This window comes from uncultured Aquimonas sp., from assembly GCF_937888285.1.
Taxonomy (GTDB): Bacteria; Pseudomonadota; Gammaproteobacteria; order Xanthomonadales; family Xanthomonadaceae; genus Aquimonas.
Window position 1 is genome coordinate 1 of sequence record NZ_CALART010000096.1, and the last position, 13,904, is coordinate 13,904.

11 protein-coding genes and 1 pseudogene are annotated in these 13,904 nt (G+C 68.3%); 7 read left to right on the forward strand and 5 right to left on the reverse strand.

What is annotated here, in order from left to right:
• From Q0654_RS17540 to Q0654_RS17565, 6 genes and pseudogenes are all read left to right on the forward strand, one after another.
• Positions 1–773: pseudogene (locus Q0654_RS17540) on the forward strand (hypothetical protein); the annotation flags it as partial.
• The gene (locus Q0654_RS17545; protein WP_298856265.1) at positions 770–1,876 is read left to right on the forward strand and encodes a DUF2169 domain-containing protein; all 1,107 of its coding nucleotides are present in this window, start codon (positions 770–772) and stop codon (positions 1,874–1,876) included. The pseudogene Q0654_RS17540 and the gene Q0654_RS17545, both read left to right, overlap by 4 nt.
• Complete coding sequence (locus Q0654_RS17550) at positions 1,873–3,693, forward strand: polymorphic toxin type 15 domain-containing protein (RefSeq protein ID WP_298856266.1); 1,821 nt, start codon at positions 1,873–1,875, stop codon at positions 3,691–3,693. The genes Q0654_RS17545 and Q0654_RS17550 overlap by 4 nt, the downstream gene beginning before the upstream one ends.
• A 17-nt stretch (positions 3,694–3,710) precedes the next feature.
• On the forward strand, positions 3,711–4,367 hold the full coding sequence (locus Q0654_RS17555) for a GAD-like domain-containing protein (RefSeq protein ID WP_298856267.1): 657 nt from the start codon (positions 3,711–3,713) through the stop codon (positions 4,365–4,367).
• 97 nt (positions 4,368–4,464) lie between these two features.
• Positions 4,465–5,148: a GAD-like domain-containing protein gene (locus tag Q0654_RS17560; protein WP_298856268.1), complete on the forward strand. Its 684-nt coding sequence runs from the start codon at positions 4,465–4,467 to the stop codon at positions 5,146–5,148.
• A gap of 129 nt (positions 5,149–5,277) precedes the next feature.
• A complete protein-coding gene (locus Q0654_RS17565; RefSeq protein WP_298856269.1) occupies positions 5,278–5,670 on the forward strand; it encodes a hypothetical protein in 393 nt (130 codons plus the stop codon).
• Here the strand turns inward: Q0654_RS17565 and Q0654_RS17570 are convergent.
• The 4 genes from Q0654_RS17570 to hemW all read right to left on the reverse strand — a co-directional run bounded on the left by Q0654_RS17570 (position 5,563) and on the right by hemW (position 10,583).
• A complete protein-coding gene (locus tag Q0654_RS17570; protein ID WP_298856270.1) occupies positions 5,563–6,858 on the reverse strand; it encodes a hypothetical protein in 1,296 nt (431 codons plus the stop codon). The genes Q0654_RS17565 and Q0654_RS17570 overlap by 108 nt on opposite strands.
• An 83-nt stretch (positions 6,859–6,941) precedes the next feature.
• Positions 6,942–9,002, reverse strand: coding sequence for a choice-of-anchor Q domain-containing protein (locus tag Q0654_RS17575; RefSeq protein ID WP_298856271.1), 2,061 nt, complete (start codon positions 9,000–9,002; stop codon positions 6,942–6,944).
• A gap of 90 nt (positions 9,003–9,092) precedes the next feature.
• Positions 9,093–9,275: a CPXCG motif-containing cysteine-rich protein gene (locus Q0654_RS17580; protein WP_298856272.1), complete on the reverse strand. Its 183-nt coding sequence runs from the start codon at positions 9,273–9,275 to the stop codon at positions 9,093–9,095.
• Between the two features lie 156 nt (positions 9,276–9,431).
• On the reverse strand, positions 9,432–10,583 hold the full coding sequence (hemW, locus tag Q0654_RS17585) for a radical SAM family heme chaperone HemW (RefSeq protein WP_298856273.1): 1,152 nt from the start codon (positions 10,581–10,583) through the stop codon (positions 9,432–9,434).
• Positions 10,584–10,861: 278 nt separating this feature from the next.
• On the opposite strand from hemW, the gene Q0654_RS17590 reads away from it, so the two are divergent.
• A complete protein-coding gene (locus tag Q0654_RS17590; protein ID WP_298856274.1) occupies positions 10,862–12,997 on the forward strand; it encodes a PAS domain S-box protein in 2,136 nt (711 codons plus the stop codon).
• Positions 12,998–13,017: 20 nt separating this feature from the next.
• Here the strand turns inward: Q0654_RS17590 and Q0654_RS17595 are convergent, their stop codons facing one another.
• The gene (locus Q0654_RS17595) at positions 13,018–13,845 is read right to left on the reverse strand and encodes an alpha/beta fold hydrolase (RefSeq protein ID WP_298856289.1); all 828 of its coding nucleotides are present in this window, start codon (positions 13,843–13,845) and stop codon (positions 13,018–13,020) included.
• Positions 13,846–13,904 lie beyond the last annotated feature (59 nt).

Genomic DNA, 13,904 nt, shown 5'->3' on the forward strand with positions numbered 1-13,904 from the left:
GCCACATCAAGCGCGACCGCACGGAAACGGTCGACAACAACGAGACGATCACCGTCCACAACGACCGCAAGGAGCGCGTCGACCACAACGAGACGATCAGCATCGGTGACAACCGATCCGAAGATGTCGGCAAGAACGAATCGGTCTCGATCGGCGACCACCAGACGCATGCGGTCGGCAAGAACCGCACGCGTACCGTGGGCGACAACGAATCGGTGACGGTCGGCAAGAACCGCAGCAAGAAGGTCGGCAAGAACGAGAGCGACAGGATCGGCAAGAGCTGGTCGATCAAGGTCGGCAAGATGAAGACCGAGACCATCGGCATGGCCTCGATGCAGAACGTCGGGCTGGCCAAGATGGTGAACATCGGCGCGGCCTACAGCCTCAACGTCGGCGCGATGATGAACACGGTGGTCGGCAACTCGCGCAGCGACAAGATCAGCAAGAAGCACACCGCCGACGTGGGCGAGGTCTACACCCTGAAGGTGGGCGCCGCTGGCGCTGCCCAGCAGAACGTGATGATTGCGAACATCCAGGCGCCGAGCCAGGGTGAGTCGAGCGGCAAGTCACCGTCGATGCTGCGCATGGATGCCGACAGCATCACCCTGCAGGTCGGCAGCTCCAGGCTGGTTCTCACGCCGGACGCCATCTACCTGCAGGCCAAGGATGTGCATGTGCTGGCCGAGGCCACGGCCAATATCGATGCGCCGGACGATATCCATCTGAACAGTGGCACCACACGTCCAGCGCCCGCCGATGGGGCCGAGACATGATCCGCAACACGACGCGGCTGCCGCATGCCGCGTTCCGCAAGCTCGCGCCCGGTGGACTGGTGCTTGATGTCTTCGTGCTGAAGGCGACCCTTGAGCTCGATCCCTGCTCCGCAGACTTGAAGGCAGCGGCCAAGCAGGTGCCCGTGTGCATGGGCGACCGTCATGCAGGCGGCGAAGCGGCGCACCCCGCTGCGCTGGTACTCGCCGAGCCCGCGGACGCTGTGCTCTTCAAGCCGGGCGCAGACATCTGGGTCACCGGCACGGCACGCAGCCACGACCACCGTCCACTGCGTCGATGGGCGGCCGGCATCGGGGTGGGCGAGGTCCGCCACCTCGTCGAACTCTACGGACCACGCAGATGGACGCGCGGCCTCATGGCTTGGAGTCTCGGCGCTGCCGAGCATACCGATGCAGTCGCCTTGGATTATCGGCTCGCCTTCGGCGGGCATTGGGAGCATCGGGACCCCGACGCCGCTCAGCGCGCGGAGGCCTCAAAGCCCGACAATCCCGCAGGCTGCGGCTGGCTGCCCGCGGGCAGCGCACTCCCTGCGCTTCCCGCGCCAGCGCGTCGGAGCCTGCAGGAGCAACTCGATGCCGTGCAGCAGATGCCCGCGCCGCAGGTCCTGCTGCCAGGCCAGAGCCTGCATCACCCCAGTCAAGACCTGCCCACCGCCGGGCTCGGACCGATCGCGCGCTGGTGGTCGCCTCGCTCGGCCTTCCTGGGCACCCGTGACGCCCACTGGCGCAGTACCCGCTATCCCCACTACCCGGACGATTTCGATCTGCGCTTTCTTCAGGCCGCTGTAGCACCCTTGCGCGCACCGCAGGCGCTGCGTGGGGATGAGCGCGTGGGCCTGATGGGTCTGCTGCCCGAGGGCGACTGCGGATGGCAGCTGCCGGGTTTGAAGCCGAGCCTGCGCGCACGGCTGGACGATGCGCGGGAAATACAGGCCCCCATGCGGCTCGATACGTTGTCGGTAAATCTCGATACGCGCCAACTCTGCCTGAGCTGGCGCACCGTGTTCCCGCCTGCCCACACACCTCGCGAGGTCACCGTCGAATTGGACCCGTGGGCGCTGCAGCGGATCGGATTGCCAACATGAGCGAACCCACCCAACTACCCGCCGTCAACTCGCCCAGCGGGCTGGTGCATGTCGCACCGGACAACAGCCTGTGGAGCATCTTCCGCTATCCCGACAGCGATCAGCTGCTGATCCAGCGCTACGACGCACAGGACCGTCCTCTGCCTGATTGGCGGCTCAGCGAAGCCGCCTATGAGGACTACCGCGCGCGCAATCCGCAGCTCGACCTGCCGGGGCTCGATGAAGGAACCGACGGCGCCGGGTCTGCGGGCGCTGAGGCGTCCGCATCCGAAAGCGAGTGCCGACACATTGCCCATGCGGGAAGCTGGACGGTCACCAGCGTCGAGCCCGACTGGTGCGCAGTCGGCGGCCAGGCCATCCCCTTCGACAGCCACGCCGAGCTCGGCAGCCCCGAGCGTGCCTCTCCCAACGTCAAGGCCCGCGGCACGCCGGTCTATGCGGTCTCGCACCTCGGCCGCGGCGTGCAGGGCAATGCCGGCGAGGGCCTGGGTTCGGGCGGCTCGGGCGACAGTGGCTATACGCAAATCCTGAGCGGGCAGAACAACGTCAAGGTCAACGGGCTGCCGGTCGGTCGGCACGACAGTCTGGCCCTGATCAACTGCGATGCCAGCGGCTGCGGTGGCGCGCTGGGGCAGCTGCATACCGGCTTGAAGCCGGTGTCCTTCGTCGAGCAGCTCAACCGCGAGTTCAGCAAGACGCCGGAGGAACTGCAGGCCGACATGGCCTACCACCGGCAGGCGCAGGCCGATGCCAATGCGCGCGCCGAGGCCATCGACCGGCAGATCCGCGACCTGCGCGCGCAGGCCGATCGCGCCAGCACCTGGAACCCCTTCAACAGCGAGCGCCGCGCGATCAGCCGCCAGATCGAGGCCTTGCAGGCCTCGCAGCGCAGTGCTGCAAGCTCGGCGCTGTGGCACAACGACCAGCAGCGGCGCCTGTTCGAGCGCCTCTACCCCGAGGCCGCGGCAGGCCCGGTAATGAGCGCCGCACCGACCTCGCAGGAAGCCCGCGAGCTGGCCCGCCGCGGTGCCGAGATCGAGCGCGAGCGTGCACGCATGGAGGCGATGTACTCCGGGCCCTTCGGCGCCGCCGCCGCCATGGCCGGCGTGCCGCCGGAGCTGGCGCAGGCGGTCAACATGGTGACCACGCTGGGGCGCAGGCCAACGACAGCCGCTCGACCCGTGCGCACGCCGCGGCAGAGCCGCTCGCAGCCCGGCACGGCACAGCAACAGCCATCCGGCCAACCGTCAGCCCAGCAGGGGCGTGTGCAGGTGAGCACGGCGCGGCCCGGGGTCTATGTCCAGCCACCGCCGCGTACCCCGCGCATCAAGCTCCGGTGCTTCAAGAAGAACAAGACGGGCAGCAAGGCCGAGTACGATCGGCAGCTGGCCGACCAGGAGCGTGGGCTCAACGACATGAGCGTCAAGGACTACCTGGAAGGCCGCGCGCGCTACCGGGAGATGGGGCGGAAGGGCACGGGGGCGGCGCAGGAGGCTGCCAGGGCAGACTACGCGAAAGAGCTGACTCTGAAGTTCGAGAACCACTTGCTTGAGCAAGGCATGATGGGAGTTGACGCGCGGGCGCAGGCCGTCGCCATGACGGCTGAGCGCATGAAAACCTTGGCAGCCCTCCACAGCCCCGACTTGATCGCCGGGGGCAAGGATGTTGTGAGTTCCTTGGGCGACCGCGGCGTGAACTCCTCGATTGGTGCGCAATGGAAGCCACGCGTCCAAGCTCTCGATGCTGCTGCGTTGAGAGTGCCCGAGGGTGAGCGGGCCAGCACCAAGATGAATGCGGAACTTGTACGCTGCCCCTGATTGCAGAGGAGAGGGTAATGGATGTGTTCATGGACAATTTTCTTGGCTTCAAGGGCTTCGCTCCAGCCGTTGATCGCCGCGATGTGCCGCCGGAGAAGATCGCGAGGTTCCGCGGCAAGCTGCCCGACAAGCTGCTGGAGTACTGGCAGGTCTATGGCTGGTGTGGGTATGCCAAGGGCCTGTTCTGGACCGTCGACCCCGACGACTGGGCCGACACGATCGACGACTGGCTGGGTGGCACGAGCTATCTGCAGCGCGACACCTACTACGTGATCGCGCGCTCGGCGTTTGGAAAGCTGGTGCTTTGGGGTACGGGGACCGGCCCATCGCTGAAGATTGTTGCGCCCTATGGGTGGGTGTTTCCTGCGTTTGATCCTGAGACCTTCAGCCGCAGAGGGGCAGACAAGGAACTACAGCTGTTTTTTGCGAGCTCATCCCTAGATACCTACGACCTCAACGACGCCAACGAGAAGCCCCTCTTCGAGCAGGCTCTGGCCAGACTCGGCCCGCTCAGCCACGACACCATGTACGGCTTCGTGCCCGCACTCGCCCTGGGCGGTGTGCCCTCCGTCGAGCGACTGCAGATTGTCGATGCGCATGTGCACCTGAACATCCTGTCGCAGGTGACCGAACTCGACATCATGCGCGATGTGGCCGAAGTCGCCCGGAGCTGAGCACCTAGGCACGGCGTAGGGAGTGGCTCCGCAAGGCTCTCGTCCGCGGCGGTGACCTTGTCAACGTGGGCCTGAGCCCCTGCAGGAGTGCAAGGCGATGAGCTATGTCCGCGACGAGGATTTCGAGTACTTCATCAGCAAGTTCGGCGAGGCCTTCCATCGCCGGGACGTGCCTGAGGACGTGATCGAGCGCTTCCGGGGTCGGCTGCCTGATCGGCTGCTGGGCTACTGGCAGCACGAGGGCTGGTGCGGCTACGCGGACGGGCGTTTCTGGACGGTCAATCCGGAGCACTACGACGACCTGCTGGACTTCTGGCTGGAGGGGTCGGGGCTGGAACGCGTTGATCGGTTCCACGTAATTGCACGGACTGCGTTCGGGAAACTCTATCTGTGGGGAGAGTCCTGCGGAGCTGCTGCAACGATTAGCCCACACAACAATGCAATTCTCGCCCTGGCGCGCGAACTTCGTCCGAAGTCGCCCCGGGAGCTGGAAGTCAGCGCCGGTGTCTTGTTCTCGATGAGCTCTCTGAGTCAGGGGGGCTACATCAGTGATCTGCAAGGTCAAATGTTCGAACCCGCCCTGCGCACGCTTGGCCGTCTCGAACCCGACGAGATGTATGGCTTCGAGCCCGCGCTCGTCGCTGGCGGCACGGCTGTGCTCGCCAACCTGCGCCGCGTGAAGCTGCACCCGCATCTGCTGATCCTGCGTCAGTTGGCCCAGCCCACGCTGCCTTTCAGCGGCGGGCAGGTCGATCAATTGCTGAAGCAGCAGGGCTTCTGATCCGACGCCCGGCCTGGCCTCGGCGACACAGCCCACAGCCACGCCGAACTCGGCAGCCCCGAGCGTGCCTCTCCCAACGTCAAGGCCCGCGGCACGCCGGTCTATGCGGTCTCGCACCTCGGCCGCGGCGTGCAGGGCAATGCCGGCGAGGGCCTGGGTTCGGGCGGCTCGGGCGACAGTGGCTATACGCAAATCCTGAGCGGGCAGAACAACGTCAAGGTCAACGGGCTGCCGGTCGGTCGGCACGACAGTCTGGCCCCGATCAACTGCGATGCCAGCGGCTGCGGCGGCGCGCTGGGCCAGCTGCATACCGGCTTGAAGCCGGTGTTCTTCATTGGACAACTCAACCGCGAGCTGTCAACGTGCATGCACGCGCATGTGCTTGCCCAGACATCGCCAATCCCGAATCGCGCGCTACTCGAACCCGTCCGCAAACAGCATCGCCGCGCGATCCACATCGACCACCACGAACATATCGGTCTGCCCATTGGTGTCGTTCGGCACGATGTTGGTCGCGGTTGAGGAATAGGCCATCAGCGCGCCGTTCTCGCCCATCGCATGCCAACTCTCCGTGATGCCGTTGCTGACACCGCCGGCGACGCTGGGGCTCAGCAGGAAAAGTGTGGCGGGTGGGCGGAACAGCCAGGCCTGACGGCCGCCGCCAGCGGTATCCGAGCACACGAAACTGGTGTCACCGAGGTTCGAGACCGCCGGCACCGAGCAGGCGAAGCTGTTCGGTGGCGTCGGCAGCGCAAGCAGCTGGCCGGTGCCGCGATCCAGCCGGAACAGACCGCCGAGCACGCCGCCGACGAGATTGTGGGCGGCGCTGCGAAAGGCCACGTAGCGGCCGTTGCGCGAGATGCTGGGCTGGTCGCTGCTGGATGTACCCGCCTGGCCCTGCGCATTGATGCTCAGCAGCTGGGTGGTCTGGGTCAGCCGGTCGCGCAGGTGGATCTGGAAGGCCGTATTGTCGGGCGTCGAAGTCAGGTTGCCACGCGCGCCGAAGACCGCGAAGCGACCGTTGCCGCTGAGGCTCGGCGTCCAGTGTTCGAGCGCACCTTCGGCCACCTGGGCGCCGCTGTTGCTCACCGACAGTCGTTCGGTGCTACCGGTGTTCATGTCGGTCAGCATGAGATCCGGCAGGCCATTGGTATCGCCCGTCACCTGGTTGCTGGCCTGGCTGTAGTAGGCGACGTAGCGGCCGTCGTCGGACACGGTCGGATAGCGCGCCTGGCCGTTGATGAGCCCGTTCAGGCCGTTCGACACGCGGCGCGTGGTCTGGGTGGAGCGGTCGCGCAGATAGAGGGTCAGGAACTGCGGCTGGTCGATGCCGAGGATGTTGCTGGCGAAACTGCTGAAGGCGACGTAGCGGGCGTCGCCGCTGAAGGCCGGATGCGAGGCGTTGCCATTGCTGCCGAGGCCGTTGGGAGCGGCGCTGATCAGCTCCAGCGCATCGGTGACCGCGTCCTGCGCGTAGATCTGCGAGGCGCCGGTCTGGTGATCCAGGCCGAGGTTGCGGGCATTGGTCGAGTAGGCGATCAGCAGGGCGCCGTCGTGTACGGCGGGAGTCAGCACCGAGCCGTTGGGCTGGTTGCCGCTGCTGCCGGTGACGCGGAACAGGCCGAGATCGCCCGCGCCGGCCAGGGGCGCGCTCGCAGCCAGCAACAGGGTGAGCAGCAGGCGCTGCGAATGGATGCGGATCGTGCTCATGGCGTCGATTCCTCGGGCGCGGTGCGGCCCTCTCACCGCGCCTTACGGGAATCCACGCCTCCACGTGTCAGCCGGCGAGCGGCTCAACCGAAGCCGTCGAATCCATCGCGGAACAGCGCGCCGCCGGCGCAGTCCTCGATCTGCTCGGGCAAGATCAGCACATGGAAGCGCGCGCCCAGCGGCAGCGCTCCGTTGTTCGAGAACAGCTGGTGGCGGCCGAGCGTGGGCAGGTACTCGACGTCGACGATGGAGCCGGCCGCGCTGCTGCCGGCCAGCGGCATCACCTGGATCTGCGCGCAGGCGACACCGTCGAGGCGCGGGTGGCCGATCAGGCTGCCCGAGCTGCCGTTGCGGTTGTCGGCGCGCACTTCGTGGACGAAGGCCTGCGGGCTGGGCAGCTGCGAGTAGAGGTTCCAGCGCGTGTTGGTGACGAAGTTGCTGCCGTCGGCGCTGACCAGGTTCCAGCGGTTGCCGACGTAGGACAGCACCACCGCGCCCGGATGGAAGGGCGTGCCGAAGGGCGTGGCCTGGGTGGCCAGCAGGATGCGGTCGGGCTGGCCGTTGATCGGGCTCCAGTCGATGAGGCTGCTGCCATCCAGCGTGTTGCTGCCGCTGGCCAGGTGCTGGAACACGCCGTTGGTGCTGGTGCCGATCGGCGCGAACAGGTTCACGGTGACGTTCTGGGCCATGTTCTGGCCGCCCAGGTTGGTGACGAACCACTGGTCGAAGAAGCTCACGCCCACCGGTGCATTGTTGGTCACCGGGCCGGCGCCGAAATTGCGGGTGACGAAGATGCGGCGGCTGCTGTCAAGGTCGAGCTCGGCGTCGACAATCGGGAACTGGGGGCTGGCAGCCGCGGTGGTCTTGCGCCGCTGCAGGCTTCGATGGCCGAACTCGAAGGCGCCGATGTCGACCGCATTGACCAGCCGGCGCAGGCCGTCGGCATCGTGGTTCGTCAGCGCGGCGGGCACGCGCAGCAGGGCGAAGCCGTTGCCGGCATTGCGTGCCGGCGAGCCTGCCGTCAGCCGCGGTGCCAGCATCGAGCGCAGCTGCGGATCGGCGCTCAGGTCGTTGGCGCCGGCGGTATGCGCGCCGGCCGGGTTGTTCTGCCACTTCAGGTTCCAGTCGACGGTGGCATTGCCGCCCAGGCTGGGCGTGTTCTGCAAGCCGAACCGGGTGTTGGCGATCAGGTTGTTGAAGATGCCGCCGGTGACCGAACCCGTCTGCGGCCCACCGCTGCCATCGCCCCAGCGGGTCACCACCAGGCCGGAACCGAACACGATCGTGTTGTTGATCGCTTCCAGCTCGATGCTGCCGTTGTTGGTGATGACATCGAGGCCGCCGCCCGTGAAGTCGCCGCCGCCGACCAGCGCGTTGCTGACCACATCGGCGCGCAGGGTCGAGGCGGTCGTGCTGAAGCGGCCCTCACTGATCCGCAGCGCGCGGCCGAAGGCACCCTGGATCTCGTTGGCGTGGGCGATCACATCGGCATCGGCGCCGCCGGCCACGTCGACCAGCACGCCAGGCCCCTGGCCCTGGGCACCGGCGCGGATGCGGTTGTGGCTGAGCTCGATCCGCGCGCGCCGGCCGCTGCCGAACAGCGACAGCTCGACGCCGGCGTCGAAGATGCTGGGGGCCACGAGCTGCAGGTCGTTGTTGAGCACGCGCACCTCGTGCACTTCGGTGGTACCCGAGGAGCCGAGGTCGACGATGATGCCGCTGTGCGCAGCCGCGGAGCTGGCGCGCATGCGCAGCCCGCTGAGTTCGATCAGGGCGCGCCCCGTACTGGCGTGATTGACCTGGATTTGTCCGTTCTGCAGCCCGAGATCCTGCAGGCGCAGCACCAGGTTGGCGCTGCCGCTGCTGGCCACGGTGATGCGTCGACCGTCGGCGAACTGCGCGCGCGCGGCACTGCGTCCGCGCAGGGTCAGACTGCGCGCGATGCTGACGTGCTCGTCGATCACGGCGGTGGGCACGAGATCGAGGGTGGCATCGACCGGCGCACTGTCGATGCAGGCCTGCAGGGTGCCGGCGCAGGCGCCGCTGCCGGGCCAGCTGAGGACGGGCGAGCCCGCACGCGCGGCCTCATGGCCGCTGAAGGCGAGACCGAGCGCGAGGAGGAGATGCGAACGCGAGAGGGACATGGGGCGACTCCGTGAGGTCTGGAACCGGGTCGGCCTGCCGCCGACCTGTGTCCAAGCATTACGGAATCGCGCATCGCCGCAGGACACGTCCTACTCGCGATCCACCCCCAGATCGTCCAGCTCGCCCTCGTCATCCAGCCGGAGGCTCAGGCTGATCGGCCGGCAGCAGACCGGACAGTCCTCGGTGTACTCGGCGTCGCCGTAGGACAGATCGACGAAGGCATCGAAGCCCTCGCCGCACCAGGGGCAGTGGATATGGCGTTCGGTGAGCATTCTTTCAGCGCGCCTGCGGCGCGCGGGATTGGGGATTCGGGATTGGAACAGCTCGCGCGTCGTGTGCTGATGAGTACACCGACGCCTCAGTACTTCCGACTCACCGGCTCTTGCGAATCCCAAATCCCCAATCCCGAATCCCCGCTCTTCCTGGCCTCAAGCCAGGAAGAGCCCAATCAAGTCATTCTGGAACTGCTGTCCCAGCGCCGAGGCGCGGAAGCGCTCGCCGTCGGTCTCCAGCCAGCCCCGCGCCTCAGCCTTGGCGAAGGCGGCGTCGAGCGCGCTGCGCGGCAGGCCGGTGCGCGCTTCGAAGGTCGACAGCGTGCTGCCTTCGAGCAGGCGCAATGCGTTCAGCATGAATTCGAAGGGCAGATCCGCGGCGCCGATGTGCTGCTCGCTGCCGATGCGCGCGCTGCTGGCGGCGGCGTCCAGATAGGCCTGCGGATGCTTCAGCTTCCAGCGGCGCAGGATCGCGTCTTCGGCGGGCAGGGTGATCTTGCCGTGGGCGCCGGCGCCAATCCCGAGGTAGTCGCCGAACTGCCAGTAGTTGAGGTTGTGCTGGCTGCGCCGGCCGGGCTTCGCGTAGGCCGAGATTTCGTACTGCGCATAGCCGGCTTCCGCGAGGCGCTGCTGGCAGGCCGCCTGCATGTCCCAGGCGCTGTCCTCGTCGGGCAGGCCGGGAGGCGGCTTGGCGGCGAACAGGGTGTTGGGCTCCAGGGTCAGGTGGTAGTGGCTCACGTGCTCGGGGGCGAGCGCGATGGCCTGCTCCAGATCCGCCAGCGCGCCCTCCAGCGTCTGCCCCGGCAGGGCGTACATCAGGTCCAGATTGATGTTGTCGAAGCCGGCGGCGCGGGCGAGTTCGAAGGCGCGCTTGGCCTGGCCGCTGTCGTGGATGCGGCCCAGTGCCGCCAGACGCGCGTCGTCGAAGCTCTGCGCGCCGAAGCTGATGCGATTCACGCCGGCCGCGCGATAGGCCTCGAAGCGGTCGAACTCGGCGGTGCCAGGGTTGGTTTCGAGCGTGACTTCGAGCCCCGGCATCAGCCGCAGGCGGGCGGCGACGCCCTCAAGAATCTCGCCGATGGCGGCCCCCGGGAACAGGCTGGGCGTGCCGCCGCCGAAGAAGATGCTCGACACCGGCCGACCCCAGACCTGGGGCAGCTCCTGGTCGAGGTCGGCCAGCAGGGCGCGCACGTAGTCGGCGACCGGCAGCGCCTCGGGCGCGCGGTGCGAGTTGAAGTCGCAGTAGGGGCATTTGCGCACGCACCAGGGGATGTGGATGTAGAGCGCGAGCGGCGGCAGGCTGAGCACGGGTGTGGTCGATGGCGATGCGGTCGAGCAGCATGCCAGCCGCCCGCAGGCTGGGACAGTGGACGCGCAAGCGGCTCCGCTTCGCTTCACCCTCGCATAGGCCTGCCTACGCTCCCGGCGATTCGCCGAGTTTCCAGCGCTCCGCCGCGGCCTGGATCTTGCACCCGGGGCGGTTTGCGTCGGTCTCGCTCCGCCTGCAGCGGGTGCTGCCGCCGGCCGCCGCCCGGTCCATGCGAAGCTGCGGGCCGCTGCATCGAATGAGTAAGGGGTCAGGGGGCGTGGAAGCAAGAACCGAACTGCGCTCGGGGCGCACGCTGGATCTGCCATCGCAGTTCGACGCCGGCACCCTGGGCCGCGGCGTGCTTCGCCTGTTCGCCCATTCCACGCGCACCGCGCTGGCCCTGCTGGGGCCCGACAGCCGGCTGCTCTGGGCCAATCCCGCCTTCGATGGGCTCGGCCTGTGCGCGGGCGATGCCTGGCTGGCGCGCCCGCTGCTGGAGGTTCTGGCGCCGGGCGCGCCGGGCGACGAGCCCGACGACACCGCCCTGCTGCGCATGGCCCTGCAGCAGCACGCCGCCACCCATACCACCCTGTCGGTGCGCACTCCGGACGGCCGCCGCCTGTGGCTGGAGGCCGACCTGCAGCCCCTGCGCGAGCGCGAAACGCCGCTGGTCGGTTTCGCCCTGGTGCTGCACGACGTCAGCGCGCGGGTGCGCGAGCGCCGTCGCCTGCGTCGGCTGATCGACTCGACCATCGCCGGCATCGTGGTGCAGGACGCCTCCGGCCGCATCGTCGACTGCAACGTCGAGGCCGAGCGCCTGCTGGGGCGCACGCGCGCGCAGCTGCTGTCGACCAGCTCGGAAAGCGGCGACTGGGACGCCATCCACGAGGACGGCAGCGCCTATCCGGGCGCCGAGCATCCCGGCATGCGCGTACTGCGCGACGGTGTCGCCGTGCGCGGCGACGTCATGGGCATCCGCCTGCCGGACGGCGAGCGACGCTGGATCGAGGTCAACAGCGCGCTGATGACCAGCGATGAGAGCGGCGAGCGCTCGGCGGTCAGCAGCTTCATCAACCTCACCGCGCAGAAAGCCGCGCAGGCGCAGATGCGCGCCGAGCGCGAACGCCTGCTGGCCAGCCTCGAAAGCACCCGCGCCGGCGTCTGGGAATGGCAGGTCGACAGCGGTGAGCTGCAGGTCGATACGCGCTGGGCGGAAATCCTCGGCGAGACCCTGCAGAGCCTGCAGCCGCTCAGCATCCAGACCTTGATCGAGCGCGTGCATCCGGACGATCTGGCGCGGTCGCAACGGCAGTCGCAGGCGCACTTCGAGGGCAGCAGCGCGCACTACGAATGCGAGCTGCGTCTGCGCCATCGCGAGGGCCACTGGGTCTGGGTGCTGGCGCGCGGCCGCGTGGCCCTGCGCGACGAGGGCGGACGACCGCTGCGCGTCTACGGCACCCACACCGAGATCAGCCAGCGCAAGCGCACCGAGGACGAGCTCGCGCGCACCCAGGTGCTGCTGCAGGGCCTGTTCGAGCGCTCGACCCTGGGCGTGGCCCTGAACGATCTGGTCGGCGGCAGCTTCCTCGACGCCAATGCCGCTCTGCTGCGCATGCTGGGCTACAGCCGCGGCCAGCTGCTGGCCGCGAGCTACTGGGACATCACCCCGCGCGACTACGCCGAAGACGAGGCCGCGCAGCTGCGCAGCCTGATGCAGACCGGCGCCTACGGGCCCTACGAGAAGGAATTCATCCACGCCAGCGGGCGTCGCCTGCCGGTCCTGCTGTCGGGCATCCGCATCACCCAGCCGGATGGCTCCGAGCAGATCTGGTCGGTGATCCAGGATCTCTCCGAACGTCGCCAGTTCGAGCAGCAGCTGCAGCGCGCGGCGCTGACCGACGAGCTCACCGGCCTGCCCAACCGCAGCCTGCTGCTGCAGCGCCTGGCCCATGTGCTGCGCGAGATCCGCGCTGGCGGCCTGCCGGGTGCGGCCCTGCTGTTCGTCGACTTCGACCGCTTCAAGCAGATCAACGACAGCTTTGGCCACGATGCCGGCGACGAGCTGCTGCGCAAGGCGGCCATGCGCATGCGCGCGGTGCTGCGCGCCGACGACATCGGCCTGCACGGGCCGCGCGGCAACGTGGTCGCGCGCTTCGGCGGCGACGAGTTCGTGGTGCTGCTGGCCGACGTGCAGGACGAAGAGGCCGCCTGCCTGGTTGCCGGCAGGCTGATCGAAACGGTCGCCCCGCCCTACCGCCTCGGCGGCGAGGACATCGAACTCGGCGTCAGCGTAGGCGTCGTCCTGCTCGACGCCACCGCCGGCAGCGCGGACGAAATCCTGCGCCGCGCCGACCGCGCGATGTACCGCGCGAAGGACGCCGGCGGCGGCCGTATCGCGGTCTGCCGCGAGTAGGGGTCCCGTCGCGGCTGAGCTCAGCCCGCGACCGGATACGCCTTGAAGAAGGCCTGCACCTCGTCCAGCACCTCGGCGCGCGCGTCCTCCAGCACGTAGTGGCCGGCGTCGGCGTATTCGCGGGCCTGCGCCTGCGGCAGCGCACGGCGGAATTCACGCAGGCAGGTGTGATCGAAGACGAAGTCCTGCATGCCCCACAACAGCAGGGCGGGGCGGTCGGCGAACTCGGGCAGGCGGCGGCCGATCTCGGTGACGGTGTTCCAGGCCGGGTCGCCCGCACCGAGCGGGATGTCCTGCACGAAGCGCAGGGTGGCGATGCGGTTGGCCCAGCTGTCGTAGGGCGCAGTGAAGGCGCGACGCTCGGCCGCCGGCATCGGCTTCTTCACCGCCAGCTTCGTGGCGCCGGCCGAGAACGCGTTGAAGCCGCGGATCAGCAGGGCGCCCAGCTTCGAGTCGCGGCCCAGCTTGAGCAGGCCGGGCAGGCGCTTGTCGGCCGGCATGCTGAAACCGGCGGTATTCAGCAGCACCAGCCGCACGACCCGCTGCGGATGCCGCAGCGCCCAGCCCAGGCCGATCAGGCCGCCCCAGTCGTGCAGCACCAGGGTGACCGGGCGCTCGGGCTCGATGGCTGCCAGCAGGCGGTCGAGATCGTCGATGCGGCTGTCGAGCGTGTAGCGGTAGCGGCTGTCGTCGGGCTTGTCGGACAGGCCCATGCCGATGTGGTCGGGCACGATGCAGCGGTGGCTGCCGCGCAGGGCCAGCACCAGGTGCCGGTAGTAGTAGGACCAGGTCGGATTGCCGTGGACCATCACCACGGCCGGGCCCTGGCCCTCGTCCAGATAGCTCATTTCGAGGCCGTCGCCGCGGTCGAAACGGCGCGGCTGGAACGGGTAGTCGGGAAGGTTCA